This is a genomic window from Parendozoicomonas sp. Alg238-R29, assembly GCF_947331445.1.
GTDB lineage: Bacteria > Pseudomonadota > Gammaproteobacteria > Pseudomonadales > Endozoicomonadaceae > Sansalvadorimonas.
Genome location: NZ_CAMZOG010000013.1, coordinates 24,394 through 46,415, shown reverse-complemented (window position 1 = coordinate 46,415; position 22,022 = coordinate 24,394). Strand labels below are relative to the sequence as shown.

The 22,022-nt window shown below is 48.0% G+C and carries 16 protein-coding genes; 6 read left to right on the top strand and 10 right to left on the bottom strand.

Annotated elements, in window-relative coordinates; translation table 11 throughout:
* The first annotated feature begins 66 nt into the window (after positions 1 to 66).
* The 5 genes from dusB (at position 67) to QMA35_RS05330 (ending at position 6,971) form a co-directional block, all read left to right on the top strand.
* A complete protein-coding gene (gene dusB, locus QMA35_RS05350) occupies positions 67 to 1,071 on the top strand; it encodes a tRNA dihydrouridine synthase DusB (RefSeq protein WP_348650929.1) in 1,005 nt (334 codons plus the stop codon).
* A gap of 35 nt (positions 1,072 to 1,106) precedes the next feature.
* Positions 1,107 to 1,379 (top strand): DNA-binding transcriptional regulator Fis, encoded by a 273-nt coding sequence (gene fis / locus QMA35_RS05345; RefSeq protein ID WP_348650930.1) that lies wholly within the window; start codon positions 1,107 to 1,109, stop codon positions 1,377 to 1,379.
* A 176-nt stretch (positions 1,380 to 1,555) separates the two neighbouring features.
* Positions 1,556 to 3,142 (top strand): bifunctional phosphoribosylaminoimidazolecarboxamide formyltransferase/IMP cyclohydrolase, encoded by a 1,587-nt coding sequence (gene purH, locus QMA35_RS05340; protein WP_281646100.1) that lies wholly within the window; start codon positions 1,556 to 1,558, stop codon positions 3,140 to 3,142.
* A gap of 77 nt (positions 3,143 to 3,219) precedes the next feature.
* Positions 3,220 to 4,503 (top strand): phosphoribosylamine--glycine ligase, encoded by a 1,284-nt coding sequence (gene purD / locus QMA35_RS05335; protein ID WP_281646099.1) that lies wholly within the window; start codon positions 3,220 to 3,222, stop codon positions 4,501 to 4,503.
* 89 nt (positions 4,504 to 4,592) lie between these two features.
* The gene (locus QMA35_RS05330) at positions 4,593 to 6,971 is read left to right on the top strand and encodes a response regulator (RefSeq protein WP_281646098.1); all 2,379 of its coding nucleotides are present in this window, start codon (positions 4,593 to 4,595) and stop codon (positions 6,969 to 6,971) included.
* Positions 6,972 to 7,001: 30 nt separating this feature from the next.
* On the opposite strand, the gene hemE is transcribed toward QMA35_RS05330, so the two are convergent.
* On the bottom strand, positions 7,002 to 8,057 hold the full coding sequence (hemE, locus tag QMA35_RS05325; protein ID WP_281646097.1) for a uroporphyrinogen decarboxylase: 1,056 nt from the start codon (positions 8,055 to 8,057) through the stop codon (positions 7,002 to 7,004).
* Positions 8,058 to 8,486: 429 nt separating this feature from the next.
* Between hemE and QMA35_RS05320 the strand changes: the two genes are divergently transcribed.
* Positions 8,487 to 8,861 carry a RidA family protein gene (locus QMA35_RS05320; protein ID WP_281646096.1) on the top strand — a complete coding sequence of 125 codons (375 nt, stop codon included), beginning with the start codon at positions 8,487 to 8,489 and terminating at the stop codon, positions 8,859 to 8,861.
* Between the two features lie 76 nt (positions 8,862 to 8,937).
* Here the strand turns inward: QMA35_RS05320 and QMA35_RS05315 are convergent, their stop codons facing one another.
* From QMA35_RS05315 to QMA35_RS05275, 9 genes are all read right to left on the bottom strand, one after another.
* Positions 8,938 to 10,356, bottom strand: coding sequence for an FAD-dependent oxidoreductase (locus tag QMA35_RS05315; protein ID WP_281646123.1), 1,419 nt, complete (start codon positions 10,354 to 10,356; stop codon positions 8,938 to 8,940).
* A 120-nt stretch (positions 10,357 to 10,476) separates the two neighbouring features.
* Complete coding sequence (gene gltB / locus QMA35_RS05310) at positions 10,477 to 14,934, bottom strand: glutamate synthase large subunit (RefSeq protein WP_281646095.1); 4,458 nt, start codon at positions 14,932 to 14,934, stop codon at positions 10,477 to 10,479.
* Between the two features lie 347 nt (positions 14,935 to 15,281).
* Positions 15,282 to 16,361, bottom strand: coding sequence for a 3-dehydroquinate synthase (gene aroB / locus QMA35_RS05305; RefSeq protein WP_281646094.1), 1,080 nt, complete (start codon positions 16,359 to 16,361; stop codon positions 15,282 to 15,284).
* Positions 16,362 to 16,402: 41 nt separating this feature from the next.
* Entirely contained in the window at positions 16,403 to 16,918 is a 516-nt protein-coding gene (gene aroK / locus QMA35_RS05300; protein WP_281646093.1) for a shikimate kinase AroK, read from the bottom strand.
* 10 nt (positions 16,919 to 16,928) lie between these two features.
* Positions 16,929 to 19,052: a type IV pilus secretin PilQ gene (gene pilQ / locus QMA35_RS05295; RefSeq protein WP_281646092.1), complete on the bottom strand. Its 2,124-nt coding sequence runs from the start codon at positions 19,050 to 19,052 to the stop codon at positions 16,929 to 16,931.
* Positions 19,053 to 19,164: 112 nt separating this feature from the next.
* Positions 19,165 to 19,689 (bottom strand): pilus assembly protein PilP, encoded by a 525-nt coding sequence (locus QMA35_RS05290; protein ID WP_281646091.1) that lies wholly within the window; start codon positions 19,687 to 19,689, stop codon positions 19,165 to 19,167.
* Positions 19,689 to 20,306 (bottom strand): type 4a pilus biogenesis protein PilO, encoded by a 618-nt coding sequence (gene pilO / locus QMA35_RS05285; protein ID WP_281646090.1) that lies wholly within the window; start codon positions 20,304 to 20,306, stop codon positions 19,689 to 19,691. Before pilO ends, QMA35_RS05290 begins: the two co-directional genes overlap by 1 nt.
* The gene (locus QMA35_RS05280; protein WP_281646089.1) at positions 20,303 to 20,869 is read right to left on the bottom strand and encodes a PilN domain-containing protein; all 567 of its coding nucleotides are present in this window, start codon (positions 20,867 to 20,869) and stop codon (positions 20,303 to 20,305) included. The genes pilO and QMA35_RS05280 overlap by 4 nt, the downstream gene beginning before the upstream one ends.
* Positions 20,869 to 21,933: a pilus assembly protein PilM gene (locus QMA35_RS05275; protein ID WP_281646088.1), complete on the bottom strand. Its 1,065-nt coding sequence runs from the start codon at positions 21,931 to 21,933 to the stop codon at positions 20,869 to 20,871. Before QMA35_RS05275 ends, QMA35_RS05280 begins: the two co-directional genes overlap by 1 nt.
* Positions 21,934 to 22,022 lie beyond the last annotated feature (89 nt).

Genomic DNA, 22,022 nt, shown 5'->3' with positions numbered 1-22,022 from the left:
AGAGTCTACGGGTTATCATACCCGGCCAAATACGGTTACTTTTTAACCAGTTAGCATTCCTAAATTTTGAGTGTAAGCACGTTGCTAAAGATCGGTTCCTACCAGATTCAATCACCGGTCGTTCTGGCTCCTATGGCTGGAGTTACCGACCGCCCGTTCCGCAGACTTTGCCTGCAACAGGGTGCCGGTCTGGTTGTATCTGAAATGGTTACCAGTGACGTGCGCCTGTGGAACACCCGTAAATCCCGTTTGCGGTTGGACCACACCGGCGAACCTGAACCCAGATCTGTGCAAATTGCCGGTGGTGACCCTGCCATGATGGCTGAAGCTGCTCGACGCAACGCAGAAATGGGAGCCCAGATCATCGATATCAACATGGGTTGCCCCGCAAAAAAAGTCTGTAACAAGGCTGCTGGTTCTGCCCTGATGAAAGATGAAGTGCTGGTTCAGGAGATACTGCAGGCCGTTGTGGCAGCAGTTGATATACCGGTCACCCTCAAAATTCGTACAGGTTGGAGCCCTGATAAACGTAATGGTGTTTCTATTGCCCGCATCGCTGAGGACTGTGGCATTCAAGCTCTGGCTGTTCATGGCCGGACCAGAAGCTGCATGTATAAAGGCGAAGCGGAATACGACACAATTGCCAGGATTTGCTCCGCCATATCCATTCCCGTCATAGCCAATGGTGATATCACATCACCAGATAAGGCCCGCCATGTTCTCGAACACACCGGCGCCAGTGCTGTGATGATTGGTCGTGCAGCTCAGGGACGCCCCTGGATTTTCAGGGAAATTGCTCACTATCTGGAACACAATGAGTACCTGTCTTCACCCTCAGTCGAAACTGTCTGCAACACCCTGTTAACTCATCTGCAGGACCTGCATGACTTTTACGGCGACGTGATGGGCACTCGTATCGCTCGCAAGCATGTTGGCTGGTACCTCCAGGCAACTGAAGGAGCGGCCCCGTTCCGAAAAGTATTCAACCAGTTGGAAACACCCTCGGCCCAAATTGCCGGAATCAGGGAACACTTTGCGCATATCATCGAAGGAAAGGAGTTTGCGGCATGACGGTGACTGATATTGAAGCCCAGGAAACAACAGTGATGGGCTCTACCGGTCAGCATCTGACCAGCCCGGTTTCCCAGGAAACCCAAACACTGCGAGACAGTGTTGAAAAGGCTATGAACAATTACTTTACCCACCTTGAGGGTCACGACGCCACAAATGTCTATAATATGGTACTTTCTGAAGTAGAAGCTCCATTGCTGGAGTGTGTGATGACCCACGTTAAAGGCAACCAGACCCGAGCAGCGGTAATGTTGGGTCTGAACAGGGGAACTCTCAGAAAAAAACTCAAGCAATTCGGTTTACTGTAAGCAGAATTTCAAAAACAGGCGCTTTTCCCGCCTGTTTTTTTATGCTTACCAGTTGCAGCAAGCTGACTGATGCTGTTTCATACGCCAAGTAAAAATAGCCAGGATGGCAAAAATAATTCGGAACAGGGAATGCTTTCCTGTTCCCGCTACGCTCAACGACCCAAAGCGAGACTGTAATGGCTGACAACCCTAGCATCCGTCCTGTACGCAGAGCTCTTATCAGCGTTTCTGACAAACAGGGTGTGGTGGAGTTTGCCCGTCGTCTGACGGCTCTCGACATTGAAATACTGTCAACAGGCGGCACCTTTCGCCTGTTGAGTGAAAACGATATTCCGGTTACGGACGTTTCTGACTACACCGGCTTTCCGGAAATGATGGATGGAAGGGTGAAAACTCTACACCCTAAAATTCATGGTGGCATTCTTGCCCGTCGTGGTCAGGATGATGAGATTATTGCTGCCCACGGCATTAATCCTATCGATATGGTGGTTGTAAACCTCTACCCCTTCGAAAAAACTGTAGCAAACCCGGAATGCACTCTGGATGACGCTATCGAGAACATCGATATCGGTGGTCCCACCATGGTCAGGGCTACAGCCAAAAATCACAAATATGCAGCTATCGTTGTTAACACCAATAACTACGACGGTATTGCAGACACACTTGAAAGCAAAGGAGGCCTGAGCGACTCCTTACGTTTTCAACTGGCAGTCGAAGCCTTTGAACACACTGCAGCCTACGACGCAGCCATCGCCAATCATTTAGGCCTTCGAAACTTCGAACAACCTGAGCAGAAAGCGACTTTCCCCCGGACATTTAACACCCAGTTCATCAAATCTTCTGAGATGCGCTATGGGGAGAACTCTCACCAGAAAGCCGCTCTCTTTGTTGAACGTGAACCCTCCGAAGCCTGCGTAGCCGGCGCGGATGTATTACAGGGGAAAGCCCTCTCTTATAACAATATTGCTGATACAGACGCAGCCCTTGAATGCGTGAAAAGCTTTGAGCAGCCTGCCTGTGTCATTGTTAAACATGCAAACCCCTGCGGTGTTGCTATTGGCACGGATATTCACGAAGCTTACTCCCGCGCATATGCCACTGACCCAACATCCGCTTTTGGGGGTATTATTGCTTTTAACCGCCCTCTGGATGCAGCAACGGCTCGTACAATTCTGGATCGCCAGTTTGTAGAAGTTATCATTGCGCCGTGCATCCCTGACGACTCCCTGGAAATCCTCAGCGGCAAACCAAATGTACGCATACTTGCCTGCGGTAAGCTGCCAGAATCACCAACTCCATTCCTGGATTACAAGCGCATCAATGGTGGACTGCTGGTTCAGGATGCTGACATTGGCCGGGTTTCCACGGAAGAATTGAAAGTTGTCACTGAGCGACTGCCTACCGATGCAGAAATGCGTGACCTGCAGTTTGCCTGGAAAGTAGCCAAATATGTGAAATCCAATGCCATCGTTTACTGCAAAGATCACCAAACAATTGGTGTTGGCGCTGGCCAAATGAGCCGTGTATACAGCGCTCGAATCGCCGGCATAAAAGCGTCAGATGAAGGTTTGGAAGTACGTGGCTCTGTTATGGCCTCAGATGCCTTCTTCCCCTTCCGGGATGGTATTGATGCGGCTGCTGCCGCTGGTATCACGGCCGTCATCCAACCTGGCGGCTCTATGCGCGATCAGGAAGTGATTGATGCCGCAAATGAGGCAGGCATGGCGATGGTATTCACCGGCATGCGTCATTTCCGTCACTAAAGACATAAGTTAAAAGCTCGCGCAAAAGTGGTTCACCCGCCGCTTTTGCAAAACTAAAGATCAAAGGATCTGAAGTTATGAAAATCCTGATTATTGGTAGTGGTGGCCGGGAACATGCTCTGGCCTGGAAAACCCTGCAGTCTCCGTTAACGTCTGAAGTGTTTGTAGCTCCCGGCAATGCCGGTACAGCACTCGTTAACGGCGTCTCCAACATTGCAATTGAAGCGACGGATGTTGAGAAGTTAGTCGACTTTGCCAAAGACACTGGTATTGAATTGACTATCGTCGGACCTGAAGCTCCGCTGGTTATTGGCGTAGTTGACCGCTTCCGGAAAGAAGGTCTGACTATTTTCGGCCCGGATCAGGGCTCAGCCCAGCTTGAAGGCTCCAAGGCATTTACTAAAGACTTCCTGGCTCGCCACCAGATCCCCACTGCAGCTTATGCCAACTTTACTGAGATTGAACCCGCTGTCGCTTATATCCGTGAACAAGGTGCACCAATTGTTGTTAAGGCGGACGGATTAGCCGCTGGCAAAGGGGTTATTCTTGCTCAGACAGAAGAAGAAGCTATTGCAGCCGTTGAAGATATGCTGGCAGGCAATGCCTTTGGGGAAGCCGGCCACAGAGTCGTTGTTGAAGAGTTCCTGCAGGGTGAGGAAGCTAGCTTCATCGTCATGGTCGATGGAAAAAATGTTCTACCTTTAGCTACCAGCCAAGATCATAAAGCCAGAGATAATGGCGATACTGGCCCGAACACAGGAGGTATGGGAGCTTACTCCCCAGCACCTGTTGTTACACCTGCCATGCATTCCCGGATTATGGACGAGGTTATTTATCCAACCGTTCAGGGTATGGCCGAAGAAGGCTATCAGTATGTTGGCTTCCTGTATGCCGGGATCATGATTGCCTCAGACGGCACCCCAAAGGTTCTAGAGTACAACTGTCGTTTTGGTGACCCCGAGACTCAGCCCATTCTGATGCGAATGAAGTCTGATCTGGTTGAACTCTGCCTTGCAGGAGCCAAAGGGGAGCTCGCAAATAAAACCTGCGAGTGGGATTCCCGCGCAGCTTTAGGTGTAGTTATGGCCGCCGGAGGGTATCCAGAAAGCTATAACAAAGGAGATATTATTTCCGGATTGAACCAAACGGTACCAGCTCAAGTTTTTCAGGCTGGTACATCTCTTAAAGATGGTGACGTAGTAACAAACGGTGGTCGTGTACTGTGCGTTACCGCTCTTGGTGACACAGTGGCAGAGGCACAAAAACAGGCTTACACCGCTATTGAAAGCATCTTCTGGAACGATTGCTATTTCCGAACAGACATTGGACACAGAGCAATTGCCAGGGGATCTGGTAAGTAACATTATATCCAGTGGCTCCTAAACAGCCACTCACGTTATACTGACGATAATGACATCCCGCAGACAGCTTTACCTGTTTGCGGGATTGTATGGACACAAACGTCGGTTATAATGTGCACTATAAAAACAAAAAAACTTATTTTTTTCTTATCTTCTTCCTTATCAGCTGGAGCCATGCCGCCCTTGGCATAGTCACAATCAGTCGTACGGATTTCAGTCAGCAAATCACAGACCCAGATTACTTTCTGGACAAAAAAGGCAACCTGACGATTCACGACTTAGAACGCTCTGAGTACTCTTCATCTTTTTCCCGATGGAATGATCCCCAACTCGTGCTTCCAGCACAAACCCATGTTTGGCTCCGGTTAGTGATCCGAAATATCACTAACTCCAACTCCACACTTGTACTAAGAACCAGCTTTAATGACAGCCCCTCGCCAGAAATTTATTTCTCTCCTTTGTCTTATGAAACTCTGAATGCAGACACGCTTCAACTTCAGGGAAAGGTTTTCCCCAAATTAAAGCAGATACCTGTTATTACAGGTGCGGGAGAAACAACAACGGTTTATATAAAAGTCTATTCAGAGCATAAGCCAAAGCTTAACCTGTCTCTCGAAAGCCCTGATAATGCAGTTATCAGCAACCAGTTATTCTTCTTACAAACAGGAGCCTTACTGGGAATAAACCTGCTTTTGTTATTGTTTTGCGCTGTTAAAACAATCCAGGAACGAAATAGTGTCCAGAAGAGCTTTTTTAAATCATTATCCTTTCTAGCCGGCACACTGTTTATTATTCAGCTTGCCTGGACAGGTATCCCAATTAAGCTTTGGTCATCACTTCCTCTTGAACGTTACGCCTTTCTTCACGCGTCACTACTTATAGGGTATGTATGCGCCCTGCAACTTGCCCGACAAATACTACAAACCAGAGAGGGAGCAAAACTTGCTGATCGCATCCTGACCCTGTTAATGGCTGTCAATATTATTGCTTCCATATTGACGACCATATTCCTTGGTTTATTTACTGACCCGTACCTCCAGATTCTTGCCTCGTTGAACGCTATTACACTGACAGCTATTGGCGTTGCGAGGCTTTATGAAGGGCATCAGCAAGCCAGCCAGTGGCTAACTATTCTTATTCCTTTCACCATTATTCAGATTACCCTGAGCCTGGCATCCACACTGGTTCTTCCATTCAACACCTTAGATATTGAAAGCTTTTTACTGTTTGCATCATTGATGGTGATATTCGGATTAATTGTTATTCACCCTAAAGAAGCGCCGAAACAAACACCCAAAGAATCCCCTCCGGAAGAAACCAGTCATTCCATAACCGACTGGAGCCATCTTGGTCATGAACTTCGCACACCTATGAATGGTATTCTTGGAATGGCAGAGCTTATGGCCAGTACCCCACTTTCCAACAGGCAACAAGACTATCTGCATACTATCCAGCTTTCAGGCCAGGAGCTACTGACGCTTATCAACCAGATTGTTGATGTCAGTAAAATAGATCGCGGTGAACTGGCCATAGCCACAGAAACGTTTGATCTGGATGACTTGCTTCATAACTGCATTGAACGCTACAGCTATAAAGCAGAACAACTGGGGTTGGATTTAGCCTGTTGGATAGATTCCGATGTTCCAAACCTGCTCAAAGGTGATACTGCACGAATCAGCCGAATCCTGAATACCTTTATGACCCACGCGATAAACCATACAGAGCAGGGAGAACTCTTACTGACCGCAGCTTTGTCCTCCAGCAGCACGTCTTCCCAACTATTTCCAGAAAGCTCTGTGACTATCCGATTTATGGTGCAATCCAGTGACAATGGAGCAGGGTACAGCACAGCTGCTCAATCCCTGAAAAGTAAGCTCAGGGAGAAGATCAATAACAGTGAATCCTCCAACGGAATTACCCTTGCTAACCAAGTTATCAATTACCTCAAGGGCAACAGCGGAGCCTCAAGAAGCGAACAGGGAACCCACTATTGGGTAAAACTTCCCCTTCATGAATCGAAAGATCATATTGAACAACCTGTTGCAGCCACAGACTTGATCAGTTACCGGGCGCTCGTTGTTGATGACAACGACACCTGCCGTAATATCCTGGTCCAGCAGATTCAGAAATTAGGTTTGCAGGTTGAACAGGCAAGAGATGCGACTGAAGCCATGGCTCTGTTGAGAACTGAGTCCACCCTCAATCGCCCGTTCGATATAGCATTACTGGATCATCAGATGCCTGGCATCAGTGGTATACAGTTAGCCCGCAGAATTTCAGACTCTGCGGATTTCAAATCCCTGCGTATTGTTATGTTAACAGGCCTGAGCCAACTTCCTGATTCAACCCTGGCGGCTCACACCAGAATTAACAAAGTTCTGACAAAACCAGTCAGCGGTAAACGTCTGAAAAAAGTTCTGGATGAACAACTCGCTACCAAAAAGGCGGAAGCAATAACTTCCGCCTGATATAACATTCCGTGTTACTAAAAAAGCAGATTAACGCGCAGACAACTCATGGACAGCGTCAACAAACGCGCCAGCATGGGTAGGGTCTGCAAACTGGTGAATACCATGACCAAGGTTGAAGACATGACCACTGCCCTCACCATACGCATCCAGAATACGACCAACTTCTTCACGAATGCGTCTTGGAGATGCATACAAAACACAGGGGTCCATATTCCCCTGCAATGCCACTCGATTACCTACACGACGACGTGCATCGCCAATATCTGTTGTCCAGTCCAGACCTAAAGCGTCAGCTCCAGTGTCAGCCATGGTTTCCAGCCATTGTCCACCATTCTTGGTAAACAAAATAACAGGCACTTTGCGGCCTTCATTTTCCCGTAGCAACCCGGCAGTAATTCTCTCCATATATTTTAGTGAGAACTCACGGTATTCACGACTACCAAGCACACCTCCCCAGGTATCAAAAATCTGTACTGCCTGAGCGCCCGCAAGAATCTGTGCGTTCAAATAATCAGTCACAGAATCAGCCAACCGTCCCAGAAGCTGATGCAGTACTTCAGGCTGGTCAAACATCATGGCTTTGATATGACGGAAATCTTTGGTGCTACCGCCTTCCACCATATAAGTAGCCAGTGTCCACGGACTGCCAGAAAAACCAATCAATGGCACACGACCATTAAGCTCATGGCGAATGACCCGAACAGCATTCATCACATAATCGAGCTCGTCATCCATATTCGGCTGAATCAAAGCCTCAACATCTGCCGCAGTTCTAATAATTTTGCGGAACTTTGGCCCTTCGCCGACTTCAAAATAGAGCCCCTGCCCCATTGCATCGGGAATGGTCAAAATATCGGAAAATAAAATAGCCGCATCTAGCGGGTAACGCTCAAGAGGCTGAAGAGTTACCTCACAGGCCAGCTCTGCATTTTTACAGAGACTGAGAAAGTCGCCAGCTCGACTGCGGGTTTCACGGTACTCTGGCAGGTAACGCCCTGCCTGACGCATCATCCATACGGGAGTGTAATCAACGGACTCCTTCAACAGTGCACGAAGAAATGTGTCATTTTTGAGTTTAGTCACTGTGCATCCCCTAAAATCCAACGTGCCGACTTTAACTGATTACAGATTGCACTTACACCGAAACCTGCCAAACTTTCTTCGAACTTAAGCTGCTATCAGGTTACGGTTGCAAATGTACTAAACCTTTCCCTTTGTAAGGCTGATCTTAATAAAACACGTCATTAAACTTTTTTTTAAAATACCTAGATCAAGTTGAATTAGTCGGTGTTTTTTTGACCAACATCAAAACACCACCTTGGCAAATGGCTAGTATCTGCGCCCTTGTTCTCACCAGAATTTTTCTGCCTTCAGAGAGATCTCAGCTAGATAGACCTGAGGGCTGCAGAGGCTCTTTGCGGCCAGCCTTCCAGTTATAAAAGATCAAAGCCTTATGGCCAGAGTCTGATGGTAGGCATTCCAAATAACGTTAAACGCTAGATATTATCGACAATGGAAAGAGTAATCGAAACTTCTGATGCACCTGCAGCTATTGGCCCATACTCACAGGCTATGCAGTTCAATGGCATGATCATCACCTCCGGTCAGCTGCCAATCAATCCTGAGACTGGCGAAATGCCAGAAGACACTAAAGCTCAGGCTCGTCAGTCTTTGGAAAATGTGAAAGCCATTCTGGAAGCCGCTGGTTCCAGCATGAGCAAAGTACGTAAAACCATGGTCTTTGTTAAGGACATGTCAGACCTCACTGACATCAACGAAGTATACAAGCAGTACTTCACCCTTCCTTTCCCAGCCCGCAGCTGTGTTGAAGTTGCGCGTCTGCCAAAGGATGCCAAGGTTGAGATTGAAGTAATTGCCAGCTGTTAATCGCTGCAATACCCCATAAAAAAAGAGAGCCGTAGCTCTCTTTTTTGCGTCAAATATCACTTATTTCACAAGACTCTCAGACATCCAGATAGTCCAGAATACCTTCCGCAGCCTGGCGCCCTTCCCACACCGCAGTCACCACCAGATCAGAACCTCGAACCATATCGCCACCGGCAAAGATCTTGGGATTAGAAGTCTGGAATGGAAACTCAGCCTGTTCAGGCGCAACGACCCGTCCCCAATCATCAGTTTTAATATCGCTGGTGGAGAACCAATCAGCAGGACTAGGTTGAAAACCAAAAGCTACCAGTACCGCATCAGCCGGTAGAACCTCTTCACTGCCCGCAACCGGTTGAGGACGGCGACGACCATTTTCATCAGGCTCACCCAGCTCAGTAGTGATAACCTTTATCCCTTCCACCTTGCCATCACCAACAATTTCCACTGGCTGACGATTAAAGAGGAACTGCACACCTTCTTCTTTGGCGTTCGTCACCTCTCGGCGAGAGCCAGGCATATTGGCTTCATCACGACGGTAGGCACAAAGAACTTGTTTTGCCCCCTGGCGGATGGAAGTCCGGTTACAATCCATTGCGGTATCACCACCACCAAGAATCACAACCTTCTTACCTTTCATGTCGATGAAATCTTCTGGAGATTTCTCAAAGCCAAGATTCCTGTTCACATTAGAAATCAGAAACGGCAGAGCATCATAAACGCCAGGCAAATCTTCGCCAGGGAAGCCGCCCTTCATATAGGTGTAGGTGCCCATTCCCATGAAAACGGCGTCATAATCAGCCAGCAGTTCATCGATTGTAATATCGGAACCCACTTCTATCTCAAGGCGGAATTCAACCCCCATTTCCGTGAAAATTTCACGGCGACGGGACATAACACCCTTCTCAAGCTTGAACTCGGGAATACCGAAAGTCAGCAGACCGCCAATTTCCGGGTTCTTATCGAAGACAACAGGCTTCACACCGTTACGCACAAGCACATCGGCACAGGCCAAGCCTGCGGGCCCTGCACCAATAACAGCAACCTTCTTTTCAGTCCAGGCAACACTGGACATATCCGGGCGCCAACCCATAGAGAATGCCGTATCGGTAATATATTTTTCTGTTGCACCAATAGTAACTGCACCAAAACCATCGTTTAGTGTGCAGGCACCTTCACATAAGCGATCCTGAGGGCATACACGTCCACAGACTTCTGGCAAAGAGTTGGTCTGGTGAGACAACTCCGCCGCTTCAAACAGCTGCCCTTCACTCACCAGCTTCAGCCAGTTAGGAATATAATTGTGAACTGGGCATTTCCATTCACAATACGGGTTACCGCACTCCAGACAACGGTGTGCCTGATGTTTCACTTCCGGTTCATTATAAGGCTCATAAATTTCAATAAATTCTTTCTTACGAGCACGAATATTTTTCTTGGCAGGATCTTTTCTATCCACCTGCACGAACTGGAAATTATTACTCAGTCGTTCAGCCATACACACCTCATCAATTCTGCGACCTGATTCCATCCTTATCCGGAGCTGTTTTTACTTCTCGCTCTCTGGATGGCGACAGCCTGTTCACGGGCAGGCTGTCGGGACTCATTTATTAACCCTTTATTCGGGCCGCCCTCTGGTATCAGCCAGAAGGGTGTCGAGGCTTGCCGCTTTTGGCTTCACCAGCCAGAACAGGCCAACATAGTCCTCGAAGTCCTCCAGGATCTTCTCCCCCCATTCACTGCCGGTTTCCTGAACAAACTCGTCAATAATCCCCTGCAAATGAGTTTTGTGATCTTCCATGCTCTCAGAATCAATTCTGTGAATTTCAACTAGTTCATGATTGTAACGATCCACAAAATTTCGCTTCATATCGAGCACATAAGCAAAGCCACCAGTCATGCCCGCACCAAAGTTGCCTCCAGTTGAACCCAGCACTGTGACCAGACCACCAGTCATATATTCACAACAGTGATCCCCTGCGCCTTCAACAACAACATGAGCACCAGAGTTACGCACACCGAGACGTTCACCGGCACGGCCCGCAGCAAATAACTTACCGCCGGTCGCCCCATAGAGGCAGGTATTACCAATAATGGATGTGTCTTCACTAGCAAACGCGCTACTCTGAGGAGGCCTGATAACGACCTTACCGCCAGTCATGCCCTTACCAACGTAATCGTTGGCATCACCTTCCAGATACATGTTCAGACCACCGGCATTCCAGACACCGAAGCTCTGACCTGCACTGCCTTTCAGGTTAATGGAGATAGGCTTATCGGCCATTCCCTGATTGCCATACCGCTTGGCAATCTCACCGGACAGTCGCGCACCAATGGAGCGATCACAGTTTCCAATGGTGTATTCAAATTCACCACCAGATTTCGCTTCGATTGCAGGCAGCATATCAACCACCATGCGTTCCGCCATTTCACCTTTATCAAACGGCGGGTTGCGATCCACTTCACAGGCATTCGGTTTATCAGCCGGAATAGCACTGTTACCCAGAACAGGTGACAGATCCAAATTCGCTTGACGTGGAGTCAGACCATCTTTGACTTTTAACAGTTCTGTACGACCAACAAGCTCGTCCAGACTGCGATAACCCAGCTTGGCCAACCACTCACGAACTTCTTCAGCAAGGAAAGTGAAGAAGTTCGTTACCATTTCGACGGTACCAATAAAGTGCTCATCACGAAGATGTTGATCTTGCGTAGCAACGCCCGTCGCACAGTTATTCAAGTGGCAAATACGGAGGTATTTACATCCCATGGCAACCATCGGAGTTGTACCAAATCCGAAACTTTCAGCTCCAAGCAAGGCTGCTTTAATAACATCCAGACCGGTTTTCAACCCCCCATCTGTCTGCAGCCGTACATTCCCACGTAAATCATTGGAACGCAGCGCCTGTTGAGTTTCCGCCAGACCCAGCTCCCATGGAGAACCCGCATAACGAATAGACGTCAGAGGGCTTGCAGCAGTACCACCATCGTATCCGGATACAGTAATCAGGTCTGCATAAGCTTTGGCAACACCTGCAGCAATTGTTCCCACACCGGGTTCAGACACAAGTTTCACGGAAACCAGCGCTTCCGGATTCACCTGTTTCAAATCGAAAATCAGCTGAGCCAAATCTTCAATAGAGTAAATATCATGGTGCGGAGGTGGTGAAATCAACGTCACACCCGGCACAGAGAAACGGAGTCGCGCAATCAGATCATTAACTTTGCCGCCCGGTAACTGTCCACCTTCCCCAGGTTTCGCGCCTTGGGCCACCTTGATCTGCAGAACATCGGCATTTACCAAATAATGAGGTGTCACACCAAATCGGCCAGAAGCGATCTGCTTGATTTTGGACACCTTATCGGTGCCAAAACGAGCAGGATCCTCACCGCCTTCTCCAGAGTTTGAACGACCGCCTAAACGGTTCATAGCCTGGGCCAGAGACTCATGAGCCTCTGGGGACAAAGCACCAAGACTCATCGCTGCAGAGTCAAACCGACGGACGATAGCGGATACAGGCTCAACCTGATCCAGCGGAATAGGCTGACAATCACTATCCAAGTCAAACAGGTCACGAATAACCGCAACCGGACGTTCATTGACTAAAGTCGCATAATCACGCCATGCAGAATAATCACCATTTTTAACCGCTTTCTGCAGAGTCTGAACCACATCAGGATTAAAGGCGTGGTATTCGCTATCGTGCACAAACTTCAGATAGCCACCCTGCTGCATTGGCTTGCGCTTGCGGGATGCTTCTTTCGCCAGTAACTGTTGATCTTCGTGGAAATCGCTGAAGCGAGCACCTTCGATCCGACTCAGCACACCGCAGAAACAGAGATCCACAACATCCTGACTGATACCCACAGCCTCAAACAGCTGGGCACCGCGGTAGGAAGCGATTGTTGAAATGCCCATCTTGGACATGATTTTCAACAACCCTTTACTAATTCCTTTGCGGTAGGACTTAAAGGCCATCAGAGTGTCGGCAATCATGGTGCCACTCTGAATCATGTCCCGAATCACTTCATAAGACAGCCATGGATATACAGCTGTCGCACCAAAGCCAAGCAATACTGCAAAGTGATGAGAATCACGAGCCGTTCCGGTTTCAACCAGAATATTGGCATCGGAACGCAGACCTTTACTGATCAGGCGATGATGAACAGCACCAGTAGCCAAGGCTGCATGAATAAGAAGCAAGCCCGGTTTTTGCCCCTTATCCGTGAGATGCAGCAAAACCTTACCATCACGAATGGCCTGTTCAGCTTTGTCACAAAGGGCAACAATGGCAGCTTCTAAACCGACCTGCTCTTCATAGCCGAGATCAAGGCGCTCTACTTCCAGATCATCGTGTTTGTGCTCGCCATGCACCAGATTCAAGAACTTGGTGGTAGACAGTACAGGGGATTTCAAAATCACCCGTTTGGCATGCTCAGGAGTTTCCTCGAACATGTTGCGCTCGCGCCCCATGCAGGTTTCCAGAGACATCACCACGGCTTCCCGCAGAGGGTCAATCGGTGGATTGGTTACCTGTGCAAACTGCTGGCGGAAGTATTCATAAACAGGGCGAACTCGCTGAGAAAGCACTGCCATAGGTGTATCGTCACCCATGGAGCCGACTGCTTCCTGTCCGTTCTCAGAGAGTGGGCGGATAACCTGATCCATCTCTTCAAAAGAAACCTGAAAGCGCTTCTGTTCACTGAGCAGTGATTCTGCAGAGAGTGGATCAACTTTATGATCGATCTCTACAAAACGGGACTGGATACGGCAAGCGTGTTTCTTCAACCACTGTTTATAAGGCTGGCGACTCTTAAGCTGCTGATCAATATCATTAGCCTGAAAGAACTCACCGGTTTCGGTATCAATCGCCAGCACCTGACCAGGACCTACCCGGCCTTTAGCAACAACATCTTCGGGCTTGTAGTCGTAAACGCCAACTTCTGAGGCAACGGTCAGATAACCATCTTTGGTTTTCACCCAGCGAGATGGGCGCAAGCCGTTCCGATCAAGAGCACAAACAGCATAACGACCATCAGAGATAACCAAACCTGCAGGGCCATCCCATGGTTCCATGTGCATGGAGTTGTACTCATAGAAGGCCCGCAGGTTCGGATCCATGGTATCAACATTCTGCCAAGCTGGTGGAACCAACATCCGTACAGCACGGTATAAGTCCACACCACCTGTAACCAATATCTCCAGCATATTATCTAACGAGGAGGAGTCAGATCCGGTACGGTTAACCAGTGGGCGAATCTCACCCAGGTTTGGCAGAAGCTCAGACTGGAACTTCTCGGAACGTGCCACAGACCAGTTCCGGTTGCCCATAATCGTGTTGATTTCACCATTATGAGCCAGCATGCGGAATGGCTGAGCCAAAGGCCAGCGGGGCATAGTGTTGGTAGAAAAACGCTGATGGAAAACACAGATCGCTGTTTCAAAGCGGGTGTCTCCCAGATCAGGGTAAAAGCTCGCCAGATCAGCAGGCATCATCAAACCTTTATAAGTGATGACCTTGCTGGACAGGGAGCAAATATAGAAATCTTCGTCCTCAGCAAGCTTTTGGCTTGTCTTACGGTGAGACATAAACAGCGCTGCTTCCAGCTGATGGGCGTCTTTATCGCCAGCCGGAGCTACAAACACCTGTTCAATACGGGGAAGCTGATCCAGAGCGATTGGCCCCAGACACTCTTCATTAGTGGGTACTACTCGCCAGCCAATAATATCCAGCCCCTGACTTTTCAACTCCTGCTCAAAAGTGAGGCGACTTTCACTGGCTCTACGTTCGTCTTGACTCAAAAACACCATACCAATGGCGTAGAGGGACGGCAGTTGAATATTAAAGGTTTCTTTTGCTATGGAACGCAAGAAAGAATCGGGAAGTTGGATCAATAATCCACAACCATCGCCGGTACGCCCGTCTGCGGCAATACCTCCACGATGGGTCATACAGGTTAGGGCTTCAATTGCTTTTTCCAGCAGGTCATGACTTTTCCTGCCTTCTGTGTGGGCAATGAGTCCAAAACCACAATTGTCCCTGAACTCACCGGGATGATACAAACCTGAACTCATAGGCGATCTCTCAACAGCCATTCTGGTAATCGTTATTTTGGCGTCTACAGGCCTCCTGGCCGAGCGGCAGCATCCATGTTGATTTGCCCTAACACCTTATACTTATCCCCCAAATCGGGAACATCTGCAAACTGCCTGGCAGCAGTCATCAACAGACGAACCGGCACCGACAAAGGTACTAACCCAGCCGGGCGGCGGCTCATTGTACATGGGCAGCATGGCGTTAACAAATAGCAACAATCGAGACAATCAGGGAATCGCACAAAAGACAGCCGATTTTTATAAAAAACGTCTGTCTTTGTGGAGTTTTTTAGAGAGAGTTTTTGGAAAAAACGTCAATAGTTGTTTTATCGACAAACAAGCTCAAGCTGCTCTCGTAACAGTTGAGCAGGAACCTCTGCCGTGACAACAGCATTGCCTATCGACTTAAGAAGAATTAATCGTAATTGACCATCAATAACTTTCTTATCAACACTCATCAACTCAAGAAAATCATCAGGTGTCATACCTTCTGGAGGATGCACTGGAAGGTTGGCCTTTTCCAAAATAGAAACGGTTCGCTCCACAACAGAAGTATCAACCCATCCCATATGCTCAGACACCGCGGCCGCCATAACCATGCCGGTAGCAACTGCCTCACCGTGAAGCCAACTACCATAACCCTGATGAGTTTCTATAGCATGCCCAAAGGTGTGACCAAGATTGAGCAATGCACGACGGCCTGCTTCTTTTTCATCCTCAGCAACAACCTGGGCTTTGTTATCACAGGAACGATAAACCGCTTCTGTCAACGCTGCATCATCCCGCCCAACCAAGCGAGACATGTTTTCATCTAACCAAGCAAAAAATGGTTCATCACAAATCAAGCCGTACTTAATAACTTCTGCCAAACCGGCAGACAGTTCTCTATCTGGCAGAGTTTTGAAAACACTAATATCTGCAAGAACGCACTGGGGTTGATGAAAGGCGCCAATCATATTTTTTCCCAGCGCATGATTAACGCCAGTTTTACCACCAACAGAAGAATCAACCTGGGAAAGAAGAGTTGTCGGAATCTGAATAAAATTCACTCCCCGCTGGTAACTGGCAGCAGCAAAGCCACACATATCCCCAACAACGCCACCACCGAGGGCTATCAAAGTCGTTGTACGGTTATGGCGATCCTGAAGCAAACCATCATAAATCCGGTTGAGTACTTCCAGATTTTTATACTCCTCACCATCGGGAAGAATAATATCTGTTACCTGATAACCTTCGAGAAGACTATGCAGACGTTCAAGATATAAAGGCGCGACGGTGGTATTGGAAACTATCGCAACCTGCTTGCCTCTAATATGAGGTATAATCAGTTCCGGACGATCGAGCAGCCCGGAACCAATACGAATAGGATAAGATCGATCACCGAGATCAACACTAAGGGTTTGCACAGCATACTTCCTGATAGATCGCCTGAAGGTCGATCAAGATACTAACCACCCTGTACAGCCTCGACAATCTCACGAATAACCTGTCGAGGACTTCCTCGATCCGTACATACCACCAGATCAGCTGTCTGGCGATAAAGCGGTTCCCTGATTTTATAGAGATCAGTCAAAACCTGCTTACGGTCGGGACGCTGTAACAAGGGACGACGTTTATCTTTCGCGGTGCGTAGCATCTGGGTAGCCACAGAAGTCTGAAGAAAAACAACAAAACCGCCAGACACCATTAATCGGCGATTTTCTTCCTTCATGACTATCCCCCCTCCTGTCGCAATAATCTGAGGAGGCTCCCCCTGAAGAATTTCCAGCACAGAGGTTTCGCGCTGCCGAAAACCGGCCTCGCCCTCCATATCGAAAATCCAGGGAATATCGGCACCACAGCGCTCCTCTACCTCCTGATCAGTATCAAGGAAGGGTAGATTCAGCTCCCGGGAAAGCATTCGGCCAATGGTGCTTTTACCAGCACCCATTGGCCCGATTAGATAAATAGTGCGTGACTGCATACATCCACTGTCAGCGCAAGGCCATTGTCTCCGAAAGAATTCGAGGTGTAATAAAAATAAGTGTCTCGGTCTTAGTATCACGCTTAGTATCTTTGCGGAACAAACGACCCACACCAGGAAGATCCCCTAAAAGAGGTACTTTTTCTACACCCTGACTAGTTGTGTTTTTGAAGATACCACCAAGAACTATGGTCTGACCATCTTCAATCAATACTTTGGTCTCAACTTCTGTGGTATCGATGATGGGAATACCTGTGGATGTGGACGTAGTACTGTCATCATTGTTAACTTTGATTTCCATAATAATCCGGCCATCCGGAGTTATTTGAGGAGTTACCTCAAGGGATAATACAGCCTCTTTAAAGGAAACTGTGGTTGCACCACTGGAACTGGCTTCCTGGTAAGGAATTTCCTTACCACTCTTTATCACAGCCTTCTGCTTATCTGAGGTAATAACCTTAGGCTGAGAAATAATTTCCCCCCCCCCATCACTTTCTAGAGCTGAAAGTTCCAAATTAATCAAAGCTCGATTTGAGGCAAAACCGATAGCTAGAGCTGACGAACCAGCCCCCGAAACACTTAAATCAGTAAATAATTGATTATAAGTATACTTTCTCTCTAGCGTTGGGTTTCCATTAGCATCGTCATCTCCCTCTTCGATGGTTCTCTGAGCACTTTGACCACCGAGAAGTACAGACTGATCCTCTCCTTCCCGGGTTGCATCAATAAAGCCTCCCCACTTGACCCCTAATTCTTTACGAAAGTTAGTATCCGCGGCAACAATACGAGCCTCTATTTGAACCTGCCGAACAGGAATATCAACCTTTGAGACAAGCTCACGAATCTCGTCAAGCTTCCCCTGAGTCTCTTGAACCAGCAAACTATTGGTTCGCTCTATAATTTGAACGCTACCACGCTCAGATAATATACGATTCCCTTCACCACCAAGAAGAACTGCAGCAATCTCTCCGGCATCGGCATAATTAATCTGTACCAACTCAGTAAACAGCGGTGCCAGTTCGCGTATCTGCTGTTGTGACTCAAGCAGTTCACGCTCCTGCGCTGCCAGCTCTGCTGCTGGGGCCACCACAAGAACATTATTCTCTCTACGCTGCCCCAAACCTTTGGACTTCAGAACAATATCCAGAGCCTGATCCCAGGGCACACTCTTCAAGCGCAGAGTTACTCGACCGGAAACCGTATCACTGGCTACAAGATTCAAATCTTTAAAATCTGCCAAAATCTGGAGAACATCCCGAACCTCAATATCCTGAAAGTTCAAAGAGAGCTTATCGCCACTGTAAACCAGCTTTTTGCGAGCCTTCTGCTCAGCCTGCTGAGGCGTAAGTGCTTTAACGCTAATGGTAAGATTTTCATCAGTCTGCCAGGCCAAATAGTCATATTCCCCCTTGGGGTCAATAACAATCACAGCATTGCCATCTTCAATTTTGGCATCAACAAATTGCACCGGAGTGGAAAAATCATTCACATCAAGGCGATTACGCAGTTTCACTGGAAGCTCGGAGCCTGGGAAAGTTAAACGAATACGCCCCCCCTGCTCTTCCAGATCCATCTTCACCGCTTTCGAAGACAAGCCAATAATAATATTACCTTCACCATCCGCACCTTTTTCAAAGTCGATGGCTGTTACGCCTTCAACACCGGCAGAAACACCTCTCGTAGCCGGTGAAGAAGAAACTGATGAAGCAGGAGCTGATGCAACATGTGACGAAGACACCTCATCGGCAGAGTCACCGACAAGAACATAGAGGTGATTGCCTTCTACCCTGGTGGTATAGCCAGCCGGCTCAGCCAGATTAACAATCATCCGGGTCCGACCTTTAGCCTCAATAACCGTCACACTACGGGTATTGGCAAAACCCACATCATTATATTTATCAATAGCACTGGTGGTTTCAGGCAGATCCAGAGCAATACGGGCAGGCTGCTCAATAGCATAACCACGCACATCTGGTGGAGGGGAATCAAATGTCAGTTTCATCTCGACACGCTCACCAGGCAGTGATGTCACATCAAGATTTTGCAGTGTCCCGGCAAGCACTGGTACAGCCAGAACACCGGCCACCCCCCCCAGGCAACTCGCCCACTTTGCAAAAGTGCTCGATTTCATCATTTGATCACACCCATATTGTCTCAATTCTTTCCCTGCAGTGACCAGCTCCAGAAACCAATCACATACTTGTATCTGTTATTTAGAGATCCGTAGACAGGATTCCAACCACCTGTCAACTTTCGTTCAACGCCAGAGTCCTTGGCCGCTCAACCCAGCTATCAACCCCGCTGCGGACAATCTCTATGACTTGAATCTCTGCGTCTGTGATGCCAATCACACGTCCATGATTTTTCCCAAGATAATCACCCACCTCTACCTTATATACATTGCCATCGGCAGAGATCAGAGCATAAAAACCCCTGTCGTCACTTAAGGTGCCAACCATTGAGAAACTGTCAAAAGAAAAACTTTCAAGAAACTGCTTCACTCTGTCCAAATCTGGACTGATATCACTTTGCACTTTCTGCTTGCGGACAATCTCAACTTTTACAGGCTTATCAAAAGGACTGCGCTCCCCGGAAGCTCCGTAGGTAAAGGCTTCATAAGGGTTAAACTTAGGCAGAGGTTCGATACTGCCTTTGGGTTTAGCTCTCACTTCGTCCATATAACGGGACAAATCCTGGTAATCACCACCACCGTCACAGCCCGCCAAAAGCGCCGTTGTCAGCAACCCACAAGCGAGGATTATACGATTCATTACGCTCCTCCCTTGTCGTTATAGCGATAAGTTCTGGCAATAATCTCCATACTGAGGCGACCGCCATCCTTACCATCAGTAATTTTAAAGTCATGGAGTGTCACAATCCGTGGCAGACCTGCTACACCACTAACAAAATTACCGAGATCGTGATAGTTGCCCTGCACGTTAATGCTGATGGGCAACTCAATATAAAACTCGTGGGTTACTTCCGGCTGGAGAGTGATGGTATTGATTGTCAGTCCGGCCCCCAGACCTTTCTCAGTAATATCTTCCAACAACCCTGGGACTTCCGTATCACTGGGAAGCTGCCGAACCAGTGCACCAAATGAGGCTTCCATCTCGGTCATCTGAGCCCGATAGGAATCAAGGTTAGCTGCCTGAAAAGCCTTTATCTGAAACTCCTGCTTTAACTCAGTTTCTTTACGGGCTTCTCTATCCAGAGTCTTACCTAAAGAACTCAGATGAAAGTTAAATCCAAGGAATAAAACCAGGCCAAAGACCGCTACACAGATAATCGCTTTAACCGGTGTGGGCCAGGAGCCGACATTTTCAAAATCAAGATCGTTAAAATCGATATTATTGATTTTATCCAGTGTTTCCTGCAAAGAACTCATGCGCCATTCTCCTTGGAATCATCCAGGGACGGGGTAACCTGCTGGAACGTCAGGTCAAAACCACTCCCCCCACCTTCCTTAAGCGCCTTAACGGCGGTCAGGTTAGGATTATCAAACCAGTTTGATTCATCAAGCTGTCGCATCAGTTTGGAAATTCTGTTATTCGATTCAGAAACCCCCTGAACATTAATGGTTCTTCCGGTCATGCTCAGACTGGTGAAATACACACCATCAGGAAGTACCCGCACCAACTCATCAAACATCCGGACAATAACGGGTCGGTTACCCTGGAGACTTTGAATAACCTCCATACGGGCAAGCAGCTCTTCTTTCTTTTCCTTCAGCTCATTAATTTCCTTGATTTTGCCATCAAGGGTCGAAATCTCGGTCTGAATAAACTGACTTCTGCCACGCTGATTCTCTATGGCTGAGTTGAGCATCATATCCCGCAGAAAAATTAACGCCACAGCGATAGCAACGGTTATTCCCAAGGCTATCAAGAAGTTTTTCTGTCGCTGCTGACGAAGCTCTTCACGCCAGGGGAGAAGGTTAATTCTTGCCATCAGTCGAAACTCCTCATAGCCAGACCACAGGCAATCATCATTGCCGGTGCATCATTAGCCAGAGCACTGGCATTTACCTTGCTGGCAACAGACATCCGAGCAAAAGGATTAGCAAGAACACACCGGGTGCCGATCTTCTCGGCAATCATTCCTTCCAAACCGGGTGTTGATGCCGTACCTCCGGCAATAACAATGCAATCAACATCGTTAAAGTGACTGGAGGAATAGAAGAACTGCAAACTTCTTGAAACCTGTTGAACCGCAGCAGTTCTGAATGGTTCCAGAACCTCAGGCTCATAATCATCAGGTAGTTCGCCGGTTTTCTTAGCCAAACCGGCTTCTTCAGGAGACATACCATACCGGCGCTGAATTTCATCCGTCAGCTGGCGACCACCAAATAGCTGTTCACGGGTATAAACAGTATGGCCATTCTCGAGAACACTGAGGGTGGTCATAGTTGCGCCAATATCAACAATAGCGACCAGAGGGTCTTCATCCGGCAGTTCGAGCTGCGGTTCGATCAACTCATAAGCCCGTTCCATAGCGTAGGCTTCTACATCAACAACCTTTGCCGTCAAGCCCGCCAGATTGAGAGCCGCTTCCCGGCTTTCAACATTCTCCTTACGGCAGGCTGCAACCAGAACCTCAGCACGCTCAGGATTGCTTTCACTCAATCCCTGAACTTCAAAATCCAGTGCAACTTCATCAAGGGGATAAGGAATATACTGATCAGCCTCTACGGATATCTGACTTTCCATTTCCTCATCACTGAGAGAAGCGTCCATCTCCATCGTCTTTGTAATAACCGCAGAACCGGCTACAGCCACAACGGCATTTTTCAACGAGGTACGTGACTTGCTCACAAGAGATCGAACACTCTCACCGACGATTTCAAGTTCGTTGATGTTTTTTTCAACAACTGCGTTTGGCTGCAGGGGTTCTACGGCATAAGATTCCACTCGGTATTGGTTACCACTGACACTGAGTTCGAGTAACTTGGCCGAAGTAGAACTAATATCAATCCCCAGCAGTGCACTGTTTTTTTTCTTTAACAGCCCTAGCACTTATATTTGCCCCGCAAAGATTCAGCTTCTTTATATAGTTTTTCGTTGTATTCTCGCACCATTAAATAACAGTCTGCGATATATGGCAA